Source organism: Microbacterium sp. LjRoot205, from assembly GCF_056175745.1.
In genome coordinates, this window is sequence record NZ_JBGFFH010000012.1 from 16,739 (window position 1) to 38,382 (window position 21,644).

Sequence of the window (21,644 nt, forward strand, 5' to 3'; positions counted from 1 at the left end):
ATGAAGGCGATGTACACCTCACCGGGAAGGACCCGGAGTTTTGCTGTACCCCGAAAGGAGTTGACCTCATCATAACGCCACTTGACGCAGATTTCCAGGCAGTCCAAGACCCGACACGCCGCGGGGTGTCCTCCGATTGGGGGACACCGGAGTCTGCCTGGGATCTCACCGTGTCGCTGTCCCAGCTCACGGGTCGACGCAGCGTCCGCGTGGACGTCCGCGACGCGCACGGCGACTTCACGAACAGCTACACCGCCACCTACCCGTCCGACAGCACCGCTGCCCCTGACGGCCCCTGGGCTCTCCCCCTCACCGACGCCGCCGGCGGATTCCGGTACCTGTGCTTCGACCTGGACGCCAAGGGCGGCAACCCGGCGAAAGATGCTCACCGACTGACCCGGTGGCTCGACGAGCTCGCGATCGCATATCTCGTCTGCGAGTCCGGCCCCTCGGGCGGCCGCCACGTCTGGATCGCGCTCACCGCGGCCGCCGACGCCGGCACCGTGAACCAGCTGGCCCGTCGAGCCCGGACCGTTCTGCCCTCCTTGGACCTCTCGCCGCTCACGAACCCCGCGACCGGCGCGGTGCGGCCGCCGCTGTCGCCACACCGCGCGGGCGGGCACTCCCGCCCCCTGGGACCGGTCGAGGTGCTGTTGAGGCCCACCACGACCCCGCAGCGCCTCCGAGACCTGGACGTGTGGCTGGATGAGGAAGGCGTGGAGCTGCCGCCGGCAGCACAGGCCACCCGTCCCCGCGACGTCGACGCTGACGCCGACGGGCACCCCTACCTCGCCGGCGAACGACGCGACCTGTCCCCCCGCATCCGGGAGATCCTCGCCTCTCCCCCGGCCGCGGACACCTCCGCGACCATGGCGCAGATCTTTCTCGCGGCCGCGAACGCCCGCTGGCGCCGCGCAGACGTCGCCGCCCTCGCACGCACGGCCCCCGCGCTCGAGCACGCACGCACGCGCCGCCACGCCGGCACCCGCGTGCCTCGCACCGAGGCGGGACAGCGACACGTCATCGATGGCGCCTGGCGAATGGCCGTCTACTACGCCGCCGCGAACCCCTCCAACGGCCAGGGCGACGACCCCACCTTCCCCCAGCGAGAAAACCACGTCGTCACGGCCCTCACACGCGTCCAGGAGCGCGCCGACGCGCTCCCCGGTATGTGGGGAGCCGACCGCGGCCCCACGGCCCACAGGGCCGCACGAGGCTCCGCGGCGCACCGCGCCATTCTCGACGCCCTCTGCCTGTACATGGCACAGGCCGTCTCCCTGGAGATCGAGGCCGATATCCGCCGTCTGGCACTGGAGACCGGTTGGGGACGCCAGACAGCGCACAACGCCCTCCGGGCGCTGCAGGACGCTGGCTGGATCCGGCGCACCGCCCAAGCCGAAGGCGAGCACGGGGCCCGGTACACCCTCTCCGAAAAGTTCTCCACAGATCCTCACGAACCTGACTGGTCACAAGGGCGTATGCCCCCCGCCCGCACCGCCCTCATCCGTGAGCTGACCCTGAGAACTACCGCGCTCAACCAGGACATCTACGCAGCTCCCGGCTCTCTCGGACGTGCCGCCGGCTACCTCCACCTCCAACTGCTGCCCGGAGGTTCCTGGACTGTGGAAGATCTCACCCTCCGCACTGGATTCACCGCTGCCTCCGTCCGACGTCTACTCCACCGCCTGCACAGCCACGGACTCGCTCGCCTCGTTGACGGCCACTGGACGGCGGCCGATCACGTCGACCCGCAGCCGATCGCCGTCCGCCTCTTCGTCGACGGGCACCTGGCCGATCGCGCGAGGCGGTACGACGTCGAGCGGATCGTGTGGGCGAAGTGGCGGGTGATCATGCATGAAGAGCACCAGGCGCACCGCAAGAGGCGTCGAGGCCGACGCGCTCACCCGAGCGCTCTGCAGCTGCCCGGTCAGTCTGTCCACGAACGCGTGGGGTACCCACGCGGGCCGAACCAGCTGTACGACCACAAGGCCGCCCGTCGTCTCGAAACCGCACGCCGCAACGCGCGTGAGCTGGCCACGTTCCTCGAGGCGCAGCTCACCGGATGACCCGAACCGCTCCCCCAGCTCGAGGCGAGGGCTGCGCCCTCGTGGAGGCCGGCCGCACGCGGCCGCTGTCTGGCGCCGATGGCGCCACATTTTCGCCATAGAGCCTGTGGCATTGTGCGGTCGGTCAGCCCCGAGCGCGAGAGCTTTCGCGGCATATCCTCCCTCGCTGCGCTCAGTCCGGTATTCCACGGTCTCTAGCGCTCAGAACAGCCCTCCCTAGTCGGCACGGAGTGCCTCCACGGCGAAAAAACGTGGGGGGAGGAAGAGAAGACGGGCCGAGGCCCTCTCGCTCCGCTAGGGCAAGGGCCGAGGGCCCCTGCACCCGAATGTCGGACACCAGTCCAGAAAGAAGGTCACCATGAGCGCTACCCGGCTCGACGCATCCACCACATTCTGCGACACCTTCGCAAGCGCCGACCTGGCCCGAGAGACGGCCATGAGCCTGAACTGTGGCGAAGTCGACGCCCTGGCCGCGCTGCTCGAAGCGCACGGCTATCCTGCATCCGCCGACTACTGGGTGCAGTGCCACAGCGAAGGACACGACGAAGGAGACGAAGAACACCCTAGACAGCATTGACCAACTAGACTATACTGATAGTAACAACACGGCAGACCAACGGGACTTACCACCCCACATGAACAAGGAGCACAGTATGACCACTGCAACAGCATCCGCCGGAGTCCTCGAACTCATCGACCCGCAGACCATCGACGTGGCGACCAACGTCCGCACGGCGGCAGAGGCAAGCCTGGACAAGGAATTCCTTGACAGCGTGAGCGCGAACGGCGTTCTTGTCCCCATCGTCGCAACCCGCGATGAGAACGGCGTGCACGTCCGCTACGGACAGCGCCGTACCCTCGCCGCTCAGCAGGTCGGCCTATCGAGCGTGCCCGTCTACATCGTCGAGGCCGACGCCGCCGACGACGCGCAGCGCATCGTGGAACAGCTGGTGGAGAACGATCAGCGCCAGGCACTCACCGACGGCGACCGCATCCAGGCATACAAGGCCCTGGAACTCGAAGGACTCTCCGTCACCGCGATCGCCAAGCGCACCGGCACGAAGCGAGACAAGATCAAGACGGGCCTGACGGTCGCGGCCAGCGAAACCGGAACCCGCCTGATCGCGGAAACCGGAATGACCCTGGACCAGGCCGCAACACTGATCGAGTTCGAAGACGCCCCCGACGTCGTCGCAACGCTGACCCGGATCGCAAACGAGGAGCCGGGATACTTCCCCCACGCCGTCCAGCGCGCCCGCGAYGAGCGCGCCGCCGCTCAGGCCCGGGAAGCAGGCGAACAGGTCGAAGCCGCCAAGGGACACCGCATCCTCTCCGAAGCCCCCGCATGGGACGCCCGCACCCCCTACCGCCTCGGTGACCTCCGCACGAGCGAGGGCGAGCGGGTGAGCGTCGACGAGATCCAGGGGAAAGACGGCGTGGCCGTCTACGTGCGCGGACAGCGCGATGGAAACCACCAGGTGAATTACTACGTCGACGAGCCGGAAACCCTCGGTTACACCGTCGTCGACGACGGCATGGGCCGCAAGGCCGGACCGATGACCGACGAGGAGAAGGCAGAGCGCAAGCAGCTGATCGCCAACAACAAGGACTGGGATGCCGCCGAGAGCGTGCGCCGGGAATGGCTCGCCCAGTTCCTCGGGCGCAAGACGCTCCCCAAGGACTCCGCACAAGTCATCGCCCGAAGCCTCACCGAAGCGCGCTACCTGGTCGCCGGGGAACTGAGCGGGAACGCCCTCGCGGCCGACCTTCTCGGCGTCGAGCCGGTATCGGGCTATTACGGCGACCGGTTCGCGGACTTCCTCGCCGCGCACCCGACCAAGGCGGGCCACGTCACCCTGGCAATCGTCCTCGGCGGCATCGAGGCCAGCACCGGGCGCACCACCTGGCGGAGTCCGCGACCGGAGACGGCACACTACCTGCAGACCCTCGCAGGCTGGGGCTACACCCTCTCCCCCGTCGAGCAGATCGCCGCCATGGTCGAGAGCACCGACACCCCGTAGTGAGACTCGGTGGGGTGGGTCACAGGCCCGCCCCGCCCTAACCAGGAGGCACCCATGAGCACCCGCATTCTCGTCACCTACAAGGGCGAAACCGGATATCTCCACAGCGAAACCGGGATCGATCTGCGCACCCGCTACGGCGTCACATTCGACGAGACCCGCACCGGCACTTACCGCAACCGCGCACGAGCGCAGCGCGTCGCCGACAAGATCGCCCACCGATTCGAGCGCGTCGAGCTCGAAGACATCGAAGATCACTCAGACACAGACTAGACAGTATTGACCAACTAGACTATACTGATAGTAACAACACGGCAGACCAACGGGACTTACCACCCCACATGAACAAGGAGCACACGCCATGCTGACGATCACCCACACGCATGAAGCCGGAACCATCATCGAGGGAACCGCCAAGGGCGACGGAACCGCCGCAATCCTCAAGGCCAACCGCTGGCGCTGGGGTCGGAGCATCGGCGCATGGTTCGTCCCGAACAGCCGCGACCGGCTCCCCCAGGATCACATCATCACCCGCACCGCCGCCGCGCTAGAGGCCGCAGGGTTCGAGCTGGCACCACTGGAGATCGACCGCACGACCCGGAGCACCGCCGAAGTCGAGGCCGCGAAGATCGCCCGCCAGGCCGACCGCGCTGCAGCACTCGACGCCAAGGCCGAGCGGAAGGCCGCGAACTCTGACGCCGCATGGGAGAAGCACATGCGCGACGTGGGAAGCCTGCCCGAGGGCGGCGAGCCGATCAAGGTGGGCCACCACTCTGAGCGCCGCCACCGCAACGCGATCGACAAGGCGCACAACAGCATGCGGCGCAGCATCGACGCCCACAACGACGCCGAGGAAGCCGGCCGCCGCGCCGACGCAGCGGCCGCAGCGACCGACGCCCGCTACAACCCGGTGACCGTGGCGAACCGCATCGAGAAGATCGGCGCAGATATCCGCCGCTACGAGCGCCAGATCATCGCTGATGTGTACGACCCGGAGACCGGCTACCGCCCCGCGACCGACGAGCAGAAGGCCAAGAGGGCAGAGCACTACGCGCCCAAGCTCGACGAGCTGCGCGACCAGCTCGCCTACTGGGAGCAGGTACGAGCCGACCAGATCGCCACCGGCTACAGCCGCGACACGATCGCCAAAGGTGACGCCGTGAAGATCCGCGGCCACTGGGCCAAGGTCGCCCGCGTCAACGCCAAGACGGTCAGCGTCGAAACGCCCTACAGCTGGACCGACCGCGCACCATACGCCGAGATCCAGGACCACCAGCCCGTCGCCTGACGCAGTCAGGCCCGGTTCCCCAAGGGGGAAGCCGGGCCTGACATCAACACGGCGACCGGTTACCACACCGGAAGCACACCAGAATTCTACAGCCGCACAGGACCGCCGTGCCCCTATCGGGGCGCGAGGGGAGCAACCCCCTCACACTCCCCCGCCAGAGCCGCTACGCGGCCAGGAGTGGCCCTCACGGGCCACCAGGCTCCTAAGAGGTTCGGGCATCGTTCCTGCCGCTCCATCATTGCCGCCGCGGTCCTACACACAAGCCCCTCCGGGGCCCGCTCCTCCGAGATTTTCGCCACGCGGTCGCTACGCTCCCTCACATCGCGACGAAATTCTCTCCCCCACCGCCTAGCGGTTGTGTTCCGGCCCTGCTGCTGCGGCACTGCTCCGCTTATCAGGAACGAGCCAGCGAATTGATCGAGAAAGGACGACGGACATGGAAGCTGTAACGGTCTACACAACGGGTCCGAGCTGCGGGAAGTGCACGATGACCAAGCTCATGCTGAAGGGCAAGGGCATCCCGTTCGTTGAGGTCAACATTCGCGAGAACGCCGAGGCGTACACCTACGTCACCGAGGACCTGGGATACAGCACGGCTCCGGTCGTCGTCGTCGACGAGCAGGATCACTGGTGCGATCTGCGCACCGATCACWTCGAACGTATCGCCGCACACATGGGATGACCGATGAGCGAAGAGGAGCAGAGAGACGAGCGCGGCCCGGTGTCGTGGGAGTCCTTCAACTGGATGCGGCAAGAGATCATCCGGCTCACCAGCGAGAACGCGCAGCTGCAGCGAGACGTCGACCTTTGGCAGTGGCAGGCGAATCACTGGTACATGAAGGCCAACTACTCCCCCGAGCAGCTCGCAGAGTTTGCGCGCAAGCGGGCTCAGCTCGACGTGCCGACCGATGACGCACCAGAGTGTCCAGAAAACACGCCATATGAACTAGACCACATTGACCAACTAGGCTAGACTGACAGTAACAACACGGCAGACCAACACCACCAACCACAAGGAGCAGAACCCATGTCGACCATCACCTTCGCCGGCAACCTCACCGCGGATCCCGAGCTGCGCTACACGCAGAACGGCCGCCCCGTGGTCCACTTCACCATCATCGAGAACCGACAGCGCCGCACGCCCGACGGAGGATTCGAAGACGCCGAGCCCAACGCGTTCCGCGTCGAAGCCTGGGGTGAGCAGGCCGAGAACGTCGCGGCCTCGTCCCACAAGGGAGATCGACTGACGATCGAGGGACGCATCGAAACCAACCGGTGGACCGATAAGGACACCGAGCAGGAGCGCACCGCGCAGCAGGTCACCGCCGTTGAGGTGGGATTCAGCCTCAAGTACCACACGGTCACCGCGAAGAAGGCCGAGCGCAAGACCGCAGCGGGGGAGCAGGGCAATCAGAGCGACCCGGCCGGCTCATGGGAAGTCGCCGACATCCCCAACAGCGACACCCCGTTCTGAAGCCCGCCTGAGACGAAGGAGAAAACATGATTGTTCAAGGATTCCTGGCTTGGGGCATCTGGGCCTGGGTGCTGATCGTCGTCGGCTGGCTCGTGCTCTGCGGGCTGGTGACCGTGATCATCGTTGGTATCTACAGGCTGCGGGAACTGATCAAGGAGCTGCGCGACGCTAAGGCGGAAGAAGACGCCCGTCCCGAACGCTCCGCACCCCGCGCGAACCTCATCCAGTGGGCAGGCCACGAAGACACCCGCGATCGGATCATGGACTACGCCGACCGCAAGAAGGTGTCCGTCAACACGGCGCTGATCGAGACCGTGCAGCGCGGCATCGACCAGCTCGACCCTCAGGGAGACTCCAAGTGACCGTCTACACGCTCGCGATCCTCAAGGGAGGATCAGGCAAGACCACCACATCCGCAGACCTCGCGGCGGCACTCGTCGCCATGGGGCGGCGCGTGCTGGCAATCGACCTCGACCAGCAGGGCAACCTCACCAAGCGCCTCGGCGTGACCGAAGACACGGAGTTGTCGGCGGTCGCAGCTGACGTGCTGGTCGGGGAAGCATCCGCGCTCGAGGCGGCCGTCCCGTCGCCGAGCGTGCCGGGTGTGAGCATTCTCGTCGGAAGCCAGGACCTCGCCTCTTTGGACCAGCGGCCCGAGATCATCACCTCGTTGCGCGACATGCCGGAGCTCGCCGACCACTGGGATGACGTCGTAATCGACACCCCGCCGGCATTGGGCCTCCTCACCCTCTCTGCCCTTGCAGCTGCAGACGTCGTGATCGCACCCGTCGAATGCGCGACCGAAGCGTATGACCAGCTCGGCAAGCTCAATGAATTCGTTGCACAACGCGTCGCACCGCGGCTGCACGTCGGGCAGCGCATCCACTGGATCGTCCCCACCAAGTACCGCCACGGGCGACTGATCGATCGAGAGGTCGTCGAAGTGCTTACCGAGCAATTCCCCGGCCGCGTCACCAGCCCCGTCCGCGAGGCAGTAGCCGCCAAAGACGCCTACACCGACGGCAAGCCCGTCAGTGTCTACGCGCCGGGCTCTGCGATCGCTGAGGACTACGCGCAGGCGCTCGCACCGATCATCGGGACTCCCATTCCCGCGCGAAAGACCGCACCACCCGTGCCCGTCACCGCCTGACAAACAAAACAGCACTGACCAACCAGACCAAGGAGACAGCCATGGCACGTCGAAGCCTCCGCGACCGCAACGCGGCCGCGCTCGCGCACGAATTCTATGAACCCGTCGACGCGCCCGCCGAGGAGACGCCGGCAGAGCCGCCCGCAGAGCCGGTCCAGGAGGTCACGCCGACGAGAGCGACGCCCGAGCGTCGACCGACAGCGGCGCCAAAGAAGCGACCGCAGGCGGCTCCCGGCGACACGGACCGACTGGGCATCTACCTCACGCCCGACGAGTTCAACGGCGCTCGAGCGGCATATCTCGCCGACTGGACCAACGGGGGAGAGGCGGACACATTCGCCCGCTGGATCGCCGCAGCGCTCGACACACACGCCGCGCGGACTCCGAAGCAGCGAGCCACGAGGGGCGGCCTCCGAGGGCGCTCCGAGGAGCGCACAGGCTCCACCCGGTCGTTCAACATCCCCACCGTCACCATGAAGCGGATGCGCGCGGCTATCACCGCCGATCAACAGGCCGGCCGCTGGCCATCCGACAGCGCATGGGCCGCCGAAGCCATCGGCATCGCCGTCGACGCCGCCCGAGCGGGTAACGGAGGAACGCTGCCGACCCCGCCAGACCGACTGCCGAACCGGCTCGTTCGATAACCGCACACGATAGACCAATCAGACACGGCAGACCACCGGGACTTACCACCCCACATCGACAAGGAGCACATCGTGGAGGACGAGAACAACCTCGACAATCGGCCGGTGGTCACGCGACGCCCGCCACGGCGCACGCGTGCATTGCTGATCACCACCGCTGGGCTCGCCGTGACCCTCATGTCGACGACCGGATGCACGCCGCAGGAACGCCCTGCAGAGACGCAGACCGTCGTGACGGCCGCCGAGGCGGCCGAGGTTGTCGCCGTAATCGACGGCGACACTATCGACGTCAAGACAAGCACGGGGGAGTCGCGCGTCAGAATCATCGGCATCGATACGCCCGAGATCGGGCGCGACGGCGCAGCGGGGGACTGCTACGCGATCGAGGCTCGCAACTTCCTGGACGAACTGCTGTACGGCCGCACGGTCGAGCTGCAGAGCGACAGCACGCAGGCGGACGTCGACACGTACGGGCGGCTACTCCGCCACGTCGACGTCGACGGGCAGAGCGCCGCGGTGCTCGCGATCGCAGCTGGCACCGGCTACGAGTACACCTACGACAACCCCTATGTCGGGCAGGCCGATCACCTAGCCGCGGAAGCGGCCGCCAGAGACGAACACGCAGGACTGTGGAGCGCCTGCCCCGCAGCGGATCGATGAGGAAGGGAACGACCATGAACGCAGCGAGCACGCCTGTGGATCCCCACATCTTCAGGACGGCGGCGACGCGCTTTGACGAGGCGTTGAGTACCTACCGAGCGGCGTCCGCCCGCGTCGACGACGCGCAGGCCGCGCTCGAAGCGCTCGAATGCCGCGAGCCGTTCGCCTACGCGGTCACTGGGCCCGATGGTGAAGAAGACGAGTACGTGATCGACGCGAAGTGCACGTACCCCCAGGGGCACGGCGGGGAGCACCGGGAGGACTTCGACGAGTCCGACGCAGCCCCCGACAACTATGCGCAAGCCCTCGCCCGATTCCGCGATGAAGCCAGCCGTGCAGCTGACCTACGGGACGACTGGGAGGACGCGGAAGAAGCGCTCGACGAGCTGCGCTGCAACCACGGCGGACGCGGTGAGTGGCCGTGCGTTCTGCGGCGAGGTCACGAGGAAACGCAGCACGAGCACCCGAGTGAAATGCACCTGGTCGTCTGAGCTGCCCGCCAGGGGATCAGCTGAGCGGGAACGCAGCCCGAGGGATCGTCCATCAAAGATTAGACAATAGCCCTTGTCGGAACGCATCGACAAGGGCTATTGTCGATGTTATGACCATCGCTAACGTCAACTCCGAACCTCCGATGTGGGATCTGCTCTGGGAGCGCGCCGATCTTCCGGACGCACACCGTGATCAATGGCGCGCCGTCATGTCCTATCGGAGCAAGCTCCCAGATGACGCGGAGATCCTCGCCGCGTACGACTGGACGCCCGCAGACGTGCTTGCCGCGCGGACGGACCCCTCTCTCTACTGGCCTGACATGCACGAACACTGGTCGAAGCGTCTGGACGATGATCCCGCTGCCGACGGCGACGCCGGACGCCGACGAGCTGCACTCATGGCGCTGGCAGAGGAGACGGCCCGTTACCACGACTCCCGAGCCAGCCTGGCGCGCGAGATCCGCATGCAGTACATGCTCGACCTCGCTCGTCGACTCCCAAAAGAGCAGCGCTGGTCCCACGAGAAGGTCGGCCTCGTGCTGAGCCTCACCAAGCAGAGGGTGCAGCAGATCCTTCGCAACGCCGGAAAGTACACACGTGATCCGAACATGCCAGTGGCACTGGTGCCGGGTCAGGGGTCTATGGCAGTCGAGGTCGTGACTGAGGCGCGGCGACGCAAGCTCTCCCGGATCTTCGGACCTACCCGCTAGGTGTCCGTTTGTTAGGGGATCGGCCAACGAGGCGCCTCCGAAGCTGCCGAGGAGTGGGATCAGTCACTATAGCCGCTTCTATAAACCTCCTATAGACTGGGCTATAGGAGGTGGTGACCATGACTGTCATGGAGATCCCTGCCGAGGCGCGGGCCGCTGTACGGGCTCGGCTGAGGAAGGAAATCGACGACCTGGACTATCGGCGTTCCTTGCGGATCCTGGGGGAGCGTGGGTACACGCAGGTGAGGATCGCGGCGTGGCTGGGGATTGCGCAGCCGTCGGTGACGAATGCGTTGAAGACGGCGACGAAGACGGCGCTGCCGCGAGAGGGTTTCTCGGGTGCATCGCCGTACGAGATCTGCCAGCGATACGCGGCCGGCTTCCTCGAGCGGGAGCAGCTGGTTGACGAGCTCACGCGGTGGCCTTACGCACCGAGAGGGAAGACGAATCCCGAGCTCGAGCTAGACGATGTGATTGTTCACCCTGAGGGGTCGTGGGCTGAGGTCGAGCAGGCGAGCTATGCCGGACTGATCGATGACGAGATCTACGAAGAGGTCTTCGAGCGTCGTCACGCGCGAGCGGCGGCCGAGTGAGTCCGGCGGAAGCTGAGCGTCATATCGATCTGATTCGACAGCTCTCCCGTCCGGGTGGGCCTGTGTCGAAGGATGCGCCGACGGCCACGATCAACAACCCCGCCTGGTGGGTCGACGGCGAGTTGACACCGCAGCGTGGGCGACTGTTCGGGCAGCTGCTCGCAGACGCATCCGCGCGCTATCCGGAGGCCAGGGGCGAGAGTAAGGCACTGGTGCTCGCGGGGCCGCCCGGTGCCGGCAAGGGGAGCGTTGCGGATCGGGTTCTAGGTGCGTCGAAGTCGTCGTACGTGAACATAGACGCCGACGACTTCAAGGCCGCGCTGCTGCGCCAGGCGATCGCGGATGGGTCATACGAGTCATGGATCAAGCCGTCGGCGGTTCGTGACCTGGAGGCCACAGGGGAGCGGCTCTACCCGATGGAGTTGGCTGCTCTCGTTCACGAGGAGTCGTCGGAGCTTGCATCCGCGCAGCGGGCGCGGATGATGACCCGAGGGACGAACATCATCGTCGACACCGTGTTGGGCAGAGAGGCGTCCGCGGTCGAACTCGGCACACAGCTGGAGCGTGCCGGCTACAGCGTCCACGTCGTCGACGTGGAGGTGCCGTTCGAGGTCTCGGAGGAGCGCATCGTGCAGCGCTGGGCCGAGGCCATCACCGCGGCCGAGGCGGGACAGGATCCACTCGGTGGCCGTTGGGTGCCGAGCGCGTATGCGCGTCCTCTCTTCGACACGGCGCACGGTCGCGCCCGCTCGCAGGACGCTGCAGCTCTACTCGCAGAGAATCCGGCAGTTCAGCGATTCGAACGTCATTTCACATCGATGGAAGAGCACCGTTCCGCAATCGCGGACGGGCGTCGGGCGCAGCCGGCACGAGAGTTGAATCTGGCGCGCCTGAATCCGGGCGGACCGATGGTCGATGCCGCGTACATGAAGCGTGCGCCGACGGCGGCCGTTCGGAAACCCGGATCGCAGAAAGACCTAGGGCGCGGGGGACCGGAGCTGTCCTAAGCGCTCTTCTCCCTTACCCGATATCAAGCCGCCAATGCAGCAGAAAGGACCCTGTCAAGGGGGAGGCTGTGCCTCATCGCGTAGCGACGCGAAGCGCCCTTGACAGGGTCCTTTCTGCTGCGAAGATCCGGCATCGGGTGAGGGGGAATGCGGATCGTAAGCCAGGCTGATTAGCCGTTCTGCTCGCTGTCTGAGGACGCGGCTGCGCTGCGACGTCGTGACGTCTTCGGCCCGGTCTCCGTGATCCCGAGCTTCTTCAACTCGGCCTCCGACCAGCCGTCACTGAGCGCGGCACGGTACAGGCGAGCGCTCTCCCTTTCGGACTCGGCAAGCTGGTCTCGCAGCGCCGCGGTGTCGTGCTGCGCACGGACGACGGCACGCACCGATTCGATGCGCTGATCCAGAAGCTCGCGCGCCTTGCGCTCGGCGGAGTCAATCACGTGTTCGGCTGTCATAGCACAACTCTAGCAGGTATGATGAACGCATGGAACGGGAGCAAGCTAGAGACTTAGGTACCCTAAGTCGCTTGCCGGCATTGTGCCGGGCTGTTCCCAACGTGGTCGGGTCGTTGCACTGGGCAGGGGAGGAGAGTCATGGCTGACGCTCCTGTTCCGTCGCGAGTTCGCGGGCGGCGGCGGCGTGAGAACGCGCCGGGCGGCCGCCAGCACACCCACAAGGTGGGAGTGACAGCGGAGGAGGAGGCGCTGCTGCTGCAGCGTGCGCTGGACGCGGACGTCACCATTCCGCGCCTCATGGTCGAGGCCGCTCTTGCGGAGCATGGCGAGACGTCGACGGATCGTCGTCGGCTTGCGGCCGAGTTCTTCCACACGCGTCGCCTTCTTGCGTCGCTGGCGAACAATGTGAACCAGATCGCGCGTGCGACGAACGCGGGGGAGCGGCCGGGGGATGAGCTGCACCACGCGTTGCGTGCGGTGCGTGAGGTGTCGGCGAAGATCGACGAGTTGCTGCCGCAGTTGGTGAGTTCGCGATGATGCCGAACATCACCCGCGGCGGGAGCATGCCGGGTCTAATCATGTACCTCCGTGGTCCGGGTCGGGCGAACGAGCACACGGTGCCGCACGTTGTCGCGGGACACGATGTGATCGTGGAGTTGGCCGGGCAGGGAGAGCTTTCAGCGGACGCGGGCTTGGACCTCGCGAACGCGCTCGACTTGCCGTCGATGCTGTTCGGCACGGAGGTCACCGTGCCGGTGTACGACGTCGACGAGGAGACCGGTGAGCGCGTCGCGACGGGGGAGAGGCGCGACGCTCACGTGTGGCACTGCTCGCTCAGCGTGAAGGCCGAAGAGGGCGAGCTGAGTGACGAGCAGTGGTCCGCGATCGCGACCGACTTTGTCCGCGAGATGGGTTTTGTCGACGAGGAGGGCGAGCGGTCTTGCCGCTGGGTTGCGATCCGTCACGGCCTGTCCACAGCGGGCAACGACCACGTACACATCGCCGTCAACCTGGTGCGCGAGGACGGCACCAAGGCGGACACGCATCGCGACTACGTGCGCGCACAGAAGATCGCCGGCGAGCTCGAAGTGAAGTACGGACTCGACGTCCTGGAGAGCCGACAGCAGAACGCTCGAACCCTCAGCGCGAACAAGCCGGCAGAGACCGCACGAGCCGCGCGCGAAGGCGAGGCGTACACGCAGCGCGACGAGCTGCGCCGACGCCTGCGCACGGTCGCAGCGAACTCGGACTCCGAGAAAGAATTCATCGCCGCCGCACGCAATGCCCGCGTGATCGTGCGCCCTCGATACGAGAAGGGCGGCACGGATCGCGTCGTCGGATACACCGCGGCGATGATCCCCACGAAGGCCGACGAGAAACCCGTCTGGTACGCACCGTCCAAGCTGGATCGTTCGCTCGGTCTGCCCCAGCTGCGCTCCGGGTGGGAGCACACGAACGCGAGCGAGCTTGCCGCGGTGGATGCCTGGAAGGGTGCGGGCCGCGCGGCCCGGGTGCGCGGTTTTGACGCCCCCGAGAAGGTGAAGGCTGCGCCCGTCTCGGAGATCGCCATGGCGCGTGTGGCAGGTCACGACACCGAAGCAGTGCGGCCGGGGGAGAGTGCCCTGGTGTTCAGCGCTGAGGCGGCGGCCGCGGATCTCTCGGGCGTCTACGCGCACGCGTCTATGGCGCTCGAGCGCGGCACGCCGGGACCGCTCGCGGCCGCCTCTGACGAGTTCGCCCGCGTCGCTCAGGGGCAGCGCGGATCTGCCGTGCCGATGCGTCGTGCGCTCGATGCCGGCTACCAGATGCGGTTGATGGCGCGCGGTGCCGGCACCGACAGTAAGGCGGGGTGGATCGCTGTCATGCGACAGATGAACCGCGTTGCGAAGCGCATCGCAACTGTGCAGCACGAGCGCGGCGCGGCAGACAACGCAGCGGCCCTCCGCTCGAGCGCGGAGGCCGCGTTGAAGGCCGTACAGGAACGCATGCAGCGGACGACCGGACAGAGCGTTACGGGGGTGCCTGGATCTACGATCGGAGCACGACCCACGACGCAACAACGACCAATGAACCCAGGTCGCACCAGCGGCCCGGATCTCGGTAGATAGAGGGGGACACCATGAACGAACAGGAAGAGATTTTCCAGGCCGGCGACCAAGCCATTCGTGCCGGTCTCATGTCGCTCGGCCAGGTAGGCGAGCGCATCGCAGCGAAGAGCGCCGAGAAGGCGCGCCAGTCCCGCGAGCTCGACGAAGGCGCTGCACGTCTCGCAGAGCGCGCCCGTGTCGAGGCAGAACGAGCGGAACGCGACCAGGCCCGTCACCTCGAGCGGGCGCAGGCCGCGGGGGACCGTCAGGTCGATGTGGCGATCACCGTTGCACGCGACCAGGTGCGCCGCGACGGATGGTGGGCAGGAGCGGACGGAAACCGTGTGGCGACGCAGTTCTCCCTCCTCCAGCAGCTCGACGGAGACCCACGCGCGGCCGACGCCCGCGACATCATGCGCGAGCGGATCCGCGACCTCTACGGCGTCCACACGGACGAGATCGTGGCCAAGCACCCCACGAGCCCACTCGACCAGCACAACGCGCTCACGAACGCGATCGATGACTGGCGTGCAGCGCACCGTGAAGACGCCCTCGCGGAGGAAGAGCGCACGAAGGCTACCGAGGAAGAGATCTCCACCGGCGCCTCCGCTGAGGAGACTCAAGAGCACCTGGACGCGGCCGAGGAGCACGAAGAGCGCGCCGACACTCTCCGCGCTGATGGAGCCCAGGAGGAGCGTGAGGCCGACCGGTTCGAGGCCGAACAGCACCAGGACTTCACCGCCGACGTCGCCGCGGTGAAGGAGGCGAAGACGCAGGCAGGCAAGGCCCGGGCTGAGTCGGCCAGCGGTTACCCGCGCTCCGCGAACCAGGCTCTGAACGAGGGGCGGAAGAAGGGCGCGCCCAAGGCGCGCGTGAACCGCTCCCGCCAGGTGAAAGCCGGCACCGAACTCACTCGCTGACCGACAGTCGATGGAGGGCGTGATCACCATGGTGATCACGCCCTCCATTCTGTGCCGGGACGCTCGCCACCGCGCCATGAGTCGATCACAACGGGCTACGTCCAGGCCTCTGTCCGCTCGCTGATGCGCTGGCACGCCCCTTGCCAGATCCAGCACCGTAGAACCTCATCGTCGAGTGAGAGTTCGACCCCGACGGCATCCGCCGTCCATCGCCGCACCAGGACGGTGCACTGCACGTCCGTGTCCCCGAAGCGCAGCCAGGCGAGTCCCCAGAGCTTCTCCCGCTCCGGGACGATGGTCACGGGACTTCGGTCGAGCCGCAGTTGTTCATGCGTCAGGGAGTGCAGCGGACCGCGCTTGCGCGCCGCGCGCAGCTGGCTCTCTTCGAGCCGTTGCATTGACATGTGCGGGTAGCGCTTGTTCGTGCCCATCGGCGCACGATCACCTCCCACAGCGGGCCACGGAGTACCTTGCTATGGTAGTTCGTACGTTCTAATCTCGACGCTCGGGAAATAGCCGATAATCGTAATTATGTCAGTAACTGACCTGGTGGTGCCCCGGCGTAGCAGCCCAGGTGCGACGACACGGTAGCGCCCGTGTCGTCGCCTCCTCCACGCGGCGCTATCGGCACGCCTCAGAGCACTGGTACGGGAGGCTGGACTCGCGCGTTGAGTCAGCTGGTCGTTGGTGAAGGACATCGTGGCGAATCGTGACGCAATGTCGTGAGCACAGGGCAAGATGATCCTGAGCAGCTGAGCGGTGTCGCGAGCGCTTGTTCACTCTTTGCAGTCTTCATACTCAGGAGAACCGAGGCCAATCGATGGTGATAGACGTCGTACTAGCAAACGATCGACGGCGTGGCGCCCGCTGGATTCGCGCGGCCCTCCAGGTGAACCCTTTCGGTTACGTCGGCAACTCATCGCCCTCCAAGACCTACGCGGACGAGGCAACTTACAACGCAGCCTTGATCGCCGAGCTCCAGATGCAGCAGATTGAGTTAATAGCGGTCACCGATCATTGGAATGCCAGCAGCGCGTCCAAGCTCATTGCCGACGCGGAGGCTGCCGGCATCGCGGCGCTCCCGGGCTTTGAGGCGAACACCTCTGAAGGCATCCACCTTCTGGTTATGTTCGAGCGCGGCACTGCGATCGAACAGGTCACGGCCGCGATCGGAGCGTGCGGTTTGACGCCCGGTGCCGCGAAGGGCACGACGACCAAGTCGTACGGGGACATCCTGACCGACATGTGTGCCCGCGGCGCATTGGTGATCCCCGCGCACGCCAACGTCGCCAACGCTGGGCTGCTGAGCCGAGCGAAGGGTGACTCGCTTGCCGAGATGATCAAGCACCGCGAGCTGCTGGCTATCGGCATCACGCCATCTGCCGCCGAACTGGGCGACCAGGCCAAGATCCTCAAAGGGACCAAACCCTACGATCGCCTCCATCCGCTCGTGGCTATCCATGCCGACGACATCTGCGACCCGGCGACGCTCGCCTCTCCCGGTGCGAGCACATGGTTCAAGATGAGTACTCCCAGCCTGCAGGGGCTCCGCCACGCGGTGAAGACTCCAGAGACCCGAGTCCGTACAACCGACCCGTCATCGACTTCTCGCGTGCTGCTTCGTGAGATTGCTTGGGATGGCGGCTACCTCGACGGTCAGAAGCTCAATCTTGCCGAGGATCTCACGGCCCTCATCGGCGGGCGTGGAACCGGCAAGTCCACCGCCATCGAGAGTCTCCGCTACGTGCTGGAGATCCCGCCCATCGGCGAAGCATCCAACAAAGACCACAAGGAGATGGTCAAAAACGTGCTCGGCGCTGGAACGGTCATATCCCTAGTTGTTGACGTCGTGTCACCTAGCCCGGCGCGTTTCACTATCGAACGCACAACGAACAGTCCGGCCATCGTTCGGGACTCCAGCGGAACCCAGACGAACCAGCGCCCACGCGACATCGTCGGCAACCTCGAGATCTTCGGTCAGCACGAATTGGCCGAGCTCGCTCAGGACAAAGACCTGATGGCTGAGCTGGTCGCACGTGTCGCCGGTAGGCCAGCGTCGCCTGCCGAGCGAGACGATGTCCTCAAGGACCTGGCCGATAACCGCGACGCACTCGCCAAGCACGAGCGAGACCGGGAGGCGCTTGAGACCGAACTCGCGGATATCCCCCGCCTCTCCGAAAGCATGGAAGCGTTTGACAAGACCGATCTTGCGGCGAAGCTTGACCAGAAGACTCGACTGGACAAGGACGGTGCCGTCCTGAGCGATGTCTCCGATCGGGTTCAAACCGTTGAGAATCTGGTCAGGGAGTGGGGAATCGAAGCGGTTGCCGAAGAGCTTCGCGCCGAGCTGGCCGACGTCAAGGACTCCCCCCGGAAGACGACCCTCGAGCAGCTCGCCCCCGTACTCGGTCAACTCGCCAGTGCACTTGAGCAGGCTGCCACATCCGTGCAGGCCGCCATTGCTGACACCAAGACGAAGATCGAAGCGACCAGGCAGTCATGGGAGTCCACGACGAAAACCGAAAACGACGGTGTCTCTGCGGTTCTGCGCGAACTAGTCGAGCAAGGACACAAGCCAGATGAGTACTTGACTCTGCAGACCAACCTCAGCCGGCTCACCAAGCGTGCCGAGAAACGGACCGTGTTCGAGAAGGCGTACAAGAAGCTGACCGGTGAGCGAACGAAATTGCTTCGCTCGCTGGCCGAAATCGATAAGCAGATCGCAAACCAGCTCAAGGATGCCATCAAGGCATCCAACGCGGCCACGACGGGAGCCGTGATCGTCAAGCCGATCGCATCACCCGATCGCAGCCACATCAAGGCCGTGATCTCCCACCACTTCACAACACAGCGCGGCCAGGTGTTCGCCGCCATCGATCGCGATGACTTCAATGTGGCGACGTTCGTAACTGCTACCAGGTCGGGGACGGACGCGCTAGCGGGACTGAGCATCGCTGGCGCTCAGGCAAAGGCCATCGTGGATGCTGGAGAACCGTTGTTCAGAGAGCTGGAGGAGCAATCTGTCGGCCTCGCTGTCGAGGTGCAGCTCAACGTTGCCTCAAAGGGCGCGCCGGTGGAATGGCGTCGCCTTGAGGATCTCTCGAAGGGCCAGCGAGCGACTGCGCTGCTGCTGCTCTTACTCGGCGCATCGATGAGTCCGCTTGTCATCGACCAACCAGAAGATGACCTCGACAACCGATTCGTCTACGACGGCGTCGTTCAGAAACTGCGGTCTCTGAAAGGCACCCGACAGTTGATCGTGAGCACGCACAACGCGAACGTGCCCGTCCTGGGCGACGCCGAGTTGATCGTAACTCTCGAAGCTGACGGACAGCACGGCCGCACAGTGGCCGACGGCGTCGGATCGCTCGACGACCCGAAGGTGCGAAAGTACGCGGAGGACCTGTTGGAAGGTGGGCGCACTGCGTTCGATGCGCGTAAGCGGTTGTACGACTTCTGATGGGATCGCTGACTTTGGGTCATAGAGCACCGGTGACGTCCTCGCCGGTGCTCTACTGTCGCAGAGGCCATGTCAAGCGCATAAGGGGCGAGGTCGGCCGCATGTTGGTCGATGTCCGCCAGCTCGTCCCGGAATTGACGAGGCTCGTGCATTTGGGTGGATCATCGGCTCTCTGGGAACTCTCAACCTGAAGTGGGCAGATGACGAAGACTCGACGACCTGAGCACTCCACATCGCCGTCGCTAGAGGTCGCCCTTCGACCGGTTGCAGGGGATGCACAGCATCTGACAGTTTTCGGCTGTAGTTTTTCCGCCTTTGCTCCACGGCTTGATGTGGTCGGCATCCATCTTGGTGATGTCGAAGACCATCTCGCCCGTGGTGTTGTTCGGGGTCTTGCATTTCGTGCCGTTGGCGCAGCGGCCCCTCTGCCGTTCGTAGGCACCGCGGCGCTCGGCGTTGCCGAACTGTCGCAGGTTGAGATTCCTCTCGTCACGAGTCAGCACGTAGGTGTAGATGCCCTTCCGAGAGCCAATCTCGCCGTCTTGCATGAGCCGGCTGATCTCGGCCTCGAGGTCCCCGGTGTCGAACACAGTGTCCTTGAACCCGTCGTACAACGGCCCCCAGGCGATGCCCTTCATTTCGCTGCGGTAAGTCGTGAACGTGTCCTGGACCCAATGAATGACGTTTCGGAAGTACGTCCAGAGCTCGTTGGCGTTGGGATCGTGCTGGTGCTTCCCCATGTAGTCGTCGATCGCGCCGTTCGAAATCCACTTGAGCGCGGTTTCGAGGTACGTCTGTCGGATTGGTTGGCCGGTGAGGTACTTCTCGCCCAATCCGTAGGCGGGGCCACCGGTCTTGCTGAAGATCGATTTGGCATGCGCGAGCCACGGGCCTGTGTATGTCGCGTTCAGGAGTTCTTGGTCTGTGAGCTTTTCCCCCGCGATGTTGATGATGCGGAACCACTCCAGCTGTTCGCTGGGTTCACCATCACAAAAGTAGACGGTCAACTCGTAGTCGAGGAACCGTTCACGTTCGTCGCTAGTGAGGTTCTGGAAAGCCTTGCGGTGGCCGTTGAGCTCAATGGAGTAGTCCCCGTTGGCGTACTGGCTGAGGCTCACGGTCCGTTGCTGCCCGTCGAGCATCTCGTAAGTGCCATCCTCGTTGGCAACCCAGTAGAAGACGTTCAGGGGATAGCCCTTGAAGATTGTCTCGATCACCGCATCCCGCTTGGCGGGCGGATAGACGAACTCCCGCTGGTAGGCAGGGCGAATGTTCAGGAGACCGTCGTACCCGAGCACGCCTTCCTCTGCGTTGTTGCGGTAGTTCTTGACGACCTCGCGAATCGTGATGGTGTGGGGAACGATGTTCACGCTTCAGCGCCGATCTGTTTGATAATGATGCGCTCGTAGACGCCCTGGTGCTTCCCGTTCCCCAGCGGGATGAACAGCTTGCCCGTGCCGCCGACCACCTTGCCGGCTGCGCTCATGTAGTCCTCTTTGGACGCGTAGCGTGACATTGGCTCTGCTAGCTGCGTGCTGATGCCGACGATCTCGAACTGGTCGGGGCTGTACTTGTCGAGAAAGGTGATGGGCACGCCCATCTCGCCGGGATAGTTGGCAGGAATCTCCGCCACGCGCGGAACCTCGATCGCCGGGTAGTTGGTGTACGTGGGGTACTCCTCCGGCGAGTAGCGCTTGTACAGGGCCAGCGGCTCGTGTCGCTTGCTCGTTTCTAGGTTGGTGTACCAATAAATGCGTCCCATGCTCTGGTACTTCACACCGTCGACCAGCTTCTTGCGGGATTCGGTCTTGATCTCGTAATCGTCCGGGACGCGGAACCATTTGGTACCGCCGTTGTCGTACCCGAACCAGAGTCGGTTCGCCATGATGTGCGGAAAGATCGACGAGTACTTTGATCCGTTCTGGTCTCCCAAAATCAGAAAGCTCTTTCGGTGATCGATCAGTAGATTGATGTACTCCCTGAAGAGGGAGAACGGCGGGTTGGTCACGACGATGTCGGCTTCATCGAGCAGCGCAACGCACTCCTTGCTGCGGAAATCTCCATCGCCTTCGAGTGGCTGCATGGCGTTGGCGTCGCTGCGAAGAAGGAACTCAACGTCAGAGAGGTCGATTGCTCCATCCTGGTTGAGATCGGGGACCTCGGTGATAACGACCTTGTACGGTTCGCGAGGCGGCGGGGTGTCTCGGAGGCCTGCTGTCTCAAAGAGCGGGAGTTGCTTCCCACTGATGGGAGATCCGGCGTAGCAGGTGGTGATGAGTTTTTTCAGCCCCAGGTGGTTGAAGTTCATCGCGAAGTACTTGAAGAAGTTGCTCTCATAGGGGTCGTCGCAGTTGCAGAAGACGACCTTGCCCTTGAACTGGTCTCGGTAGTGGCGAACCTCCGCCTCGATGTCGACCAGTTCTGTGTACCACTCGTCGGCGGGGACCCTGCCCCGCGCGCTGAGATTCTCGTTGCCTGCCACCGGTCGCGCCAGCCTTCCTCGTAATACAGATGATGCAAGAGTATCCACGACCACAGACTGCCCCGCCGATGCTAAGGAAGCACGGTTCGAGAAGATGTCCTCCGCGCGATGGTGCGGGTCGCATCCGCCCTCATCC

Annotated in this window: 24 protein-coding genes; 20 read left to right on the top strand and 4 right to left on the bottom strand. The window is 65.0% G+C overall.

What is annotated here, in order from left to right:
* The first annotated feature begins 170 nt into the window (after window positions 1-170).
* The 16 genes from AC04ME_RS18220 to AC04ME_RS18295 all read left to right on the top strand — a co-directional run bounded on the left by AC04ME_RS18220 (window position 171) and on the right by AC04ME_RS18295 (window position 12,104).
* The gene (locus tag AC04ME_RS18220) at window positions 171-2,066 is read left to right on the top strand and encodes a hypothetical protein (RefSeq protein ID WP_455905672.1); all 1,896 of its coding nucleotides are present in this window, start codon (window positions 171-173) and stop codon (window positions 2,064-2,066) included.
* A gap of 358 nt (window positions 2,067-2,424) precedes the next feature.
* Window positions 2,425-2,643, top strand: coding sequence for a hypothetical protein (locus AC04ME_RS18225; protein ID WP_455905671.1), 219 nt, complete (start codon window positions 2,425-2,427; stop codon window positions 2,641-2,643).
* 76 nt (window positions 2,644-2,719) lie between these two features.
* A complete protein-coding gene (locus tag AC04ME_RS18230) occupies window positions 2,720-4,087 on the top strand; it encodes a ParB/RepB/Spo0J family partition protein (protein WP_475436442.1) in 1,368 nt (455 codons plus the stop codon).
* Between the two features lie 54 nt (window positions 4,088-4,141).
* Window positions 4,142-4,360 (top strand): hypothetical protein, encoded by a 219-nt coding sequence (locus AC04ME_RS18235; RefSeq protein ID WP_113681850.1) that lies wholly within the window; start codon window positions 4,142-4,144, stop codon window positions 4,358-4,360.
* An 88-nt stretch (window positions 4,361-4,448) separates the two neighbouring features.
* Window positions 4,449-5,375 carry a DUF3560 domain-containing protein gene (locus AC04ME_RS18240; RefSeq protein WP_475436444.1) on the top strand — a complete coding sequence of 309 codons (927 nt, stop codon included), beginning with the start codon at window positions 4,449-4,451 and terminating at the stop codon, window positions 5,373-5,375.
* Window positions 5,376-5,811: 436 nt separating this feature from the next.
* On the top strand, window positions 5,812-6,057 hold the full coding sequence (locus AC04ME_RS18245) for a glutaredoxin family protein (RefSeq protein ID WP_475436445.1): 246 nt from the start codon (window positions 5,812-5,814) through the stop codon (window positions 6,055-6,057).
* A gap of 3 nt (window positions 6,058-6,060) precedes the next feature.
* Entirely contained in the window at window positions 6,061-6,348 is a 288-nt protein-coding gene (locus AC04ME_RS18250) for a hypothetical protein (protein ID WP_475436447.1), read from the top strand.
* 54 nt (window positions 6,349-6,402) lie between these two features.
* Window positions 6,403-6,849 (top strand): single-stranded DNA-binding protein, encoded by a 447-nt coding sequence (locus AC04ME_RS18255; RefSeq protein WP_475436449.1) that lies wholly within the window; start codon window positions 6,403-6,405, stop codon window positions 6,847-6,849.
* Window positions 6,850-6,875: 26 nt separating this feature from the next.
* Window positions 6,876-7,211 (top strand): DUF1304 family protein, encoded by a 336-nt coding sequence (locus AC04ME_RS18260; protein WP_171011028.1) that lies wholly within the window; start codon window positions 6,876-6,878, stop codon window positions 7,209-7,211.
* A complete protein-coding gene (locus AC04ME_RS18265; protein ID WP_475436451.1) occupies window positions 7,208-7,999 on the top strand; it encodes a ParA family protein in 792 nt (263 codons plus the stop codon). The genes AC04ME_RS18260 and AC04ME_RS18265 overlap by 4 nt, the downstream gene beginning before the upstream one ends.
* A 41-nt stretch (window positions 8,000-8,040) precedes the next feature.
* Entirely contained in the window at window positions 8,041-8,643 is a 603-nt protein-coding gene (locus tag AC04ME_RS18270) for a hypothetical protein (protein WP_475436453.1), read from the top strand.
* A 72-nt stretch (window positions 8,644-8,715) separates the two neighbouring features.
* Window positions 8,716-9,303 (top strand): thermonuclease family protein, encoded by a 588-nt coding sequence (locus AC04ME_RS18275; RefSeq protein WP_475436455.1) that lies wholly within the window; start codon window positions 8,716-8,718, stop codon window positions 9,301-9,303.
* A 14-nt stretch (window positions 9,304-9,317) separates the two neighbouring features.
* Window positions 9,318-9,794, top strand: a complete 477-nt coding sequence (locus AC04ME_RS18280; protein ID WP_475436457.1) for a hypothetical protein — start codon at window positions 9,318-9,320, stop codon at window positions 9,792-9,794.
* Window positions 9,795-9,904: 110 nt separating this feature from the next.
* Window positions 9,905-10,504: a hypothetical protein gene (locus AC04ME_RS18285; protein WP_475436459.1), complete on the top strand. Its 600-nt coding sequence runs from the start codon at window positions 9,905-9,907 to the stop codon at window positions 10,502-10,504.
* Between the two features lie 119 nt (window positions 10,505-10,623).
* The gene (locus AC04ME_RS18290; protein ID WP_475436461.1) at window positions 10,624-11,097 is read left to right on the top strand and encodes a hypothetical protein; all 474 of its coding nucleotides are present in this window, start codon (window positions 10,624-10,626) and stop codon (window positions 11,095-11,097) included.
* A 62-nt stretch (window positions 11,098-11,159) separates the two neighbouring features.
* The gene (locus AC04ME_RS18295; RefSeq protein ID WP_475436463.1) at window positions 11,160-12,104 is read left to right on the top strand and encodes a zeta toxin family protein; all 945 of its coding nucleotides are present in this window, start codon (window positions 11,160-11,162) and stop codon (window positions 12,102-12,104) included.
* A gap of 170 nt (window positions 12,105-12,274) precedes the next feature.
* Here the strand turns inward: AC04ME_RS18295 and AC04ME_RS18300 are convergent, their stop codons facing one another.
* Window positions 12,275-12,559 (bottom strand): hypothetical protein, encoded by a 285-nt coding sequence (locus tag AC04ME_RS18300; RefSeq protein ID WP_475436465.1) that lies wholly within the window; start codon window positions 12,557-12,559, stop codon window positions 12,275-12,277.
* Window positions 12,560-12,697: 138 nt separating this feature from the next.
* Here AC04ME_RS18300 and AC04ME_RS18305 point away from each other — a divergent pair, with 138 nt between their 5' ends.
* The 3 genes from AC04ME_RS18305 (at window position 12,698) to AC04ME_RS18315 (ending at window position 15,566) form a co-directional block, all read left to right on the top strand.
* Window positions 12,698-13,096 carry a MobC family plasmid mobilization relaxosome protein gene (locus AC04ME_RS18305; RefSeq protein WP_475436467.1) on the top strand — a complete coding sequence of 133 codons (399 nt, stop codon included), beginning with the start codon at window positions 12,698-12,700 and terminating at the stop codon, window positions 13,094-13,096.
* A gap of 80 nt (window positions 13,097-13,176) precedes the next feature.
* Window positions 13,177-14,667 (top strand): relaxase/mobilization nuclease domain-containing protein, encoded by a 1,491-nt coding sequence (locus tag AC04ME_RS18310; RefSeq protein WP_475436469.1) that lies wholly within the window; start codon window positions 13,177-13,179, stop codon window positions 14,665-14,667.
* Between the two features lie 11 nt (window positions 14,668-14,678).
* Entirely contained in the window at window positions 14,679-15,566 is an 888-nt protein-coding gene (locus AC04ME_RS18315) for a hypothetical protein (RefSeq protein ID WP_475436471.1), read from the top strand.
* A gap of 95 nt (window positions 15,567-15,661) precedes the next feature.
* On the opposite strand, the gene AC04ME_RS18320 is transcribed toward AC04ME_RS18315, so the two are convergent.
* Window positions 15,662-15,997 (bottom strand): hypothetical protein, encoded by a 336-nt coding sequence (locus AC04ME_RS18320; protein ID WP_067117672.1) that lies wholly within the window; start codon window positions 15,995-15,997, stop codon window positions 15,662-15,664.
* Between the two features lie 389 nt (window positions 15,998-16,386).
* Here AC04ME_RS18320 and AC04ME_RS18325 point away from each other — a divergent pair, with 389 nt between their 5' ends.
* Entirely contained in the window at window positions 16,387-19,026 is a 2,640-nt protein-coding gene (locus AC04ME_RS18325) for a TrlF family AAA-like ATPase (RefSeq protein ID WP_475436473.1), read from the top strand.
* 242 nt (window positions 19,027-19,268) lie between these two features.
* Here AC04ME_RS18325 and AC04ME_RS18330 read toward each other — a convergent pair whose 3' ends face one another.
* Both AC04ME_RS18330 and AC04ME_RS18335 read right to left on the bottom strand, forming a co-directional pair.
* Window positions 19,269-20,396, bottom strand: a complete 1,128-nt coding sequence (locus AC04ME_RS18330; protein WP_475436475.1) for an HNH endonuclease family protein — start codon at window positions 20,394-20,396, stop codon at window positions 19,269-19,271.
* Window positions 20,393-21,556 carry an adenine-specific methyltransferase EcoRI family protein gene (locus AC04ME_RS18335; protein WP_475436477.1) on the bottom strand — a complete coding sequence of 388 codons (1,164 nt, stop codon included), beginning with the start codon at window positions 21,554-21,556 and terminating at the stop codon, window positions 20,393-20,395. Before AC04ME_RS18335 ends, AC04ME_RS18330 begins: the two co-directional genes overlap by 4 nt.
* Window positions 21,557-21,644: the final 88 nt, after the last annotated feature.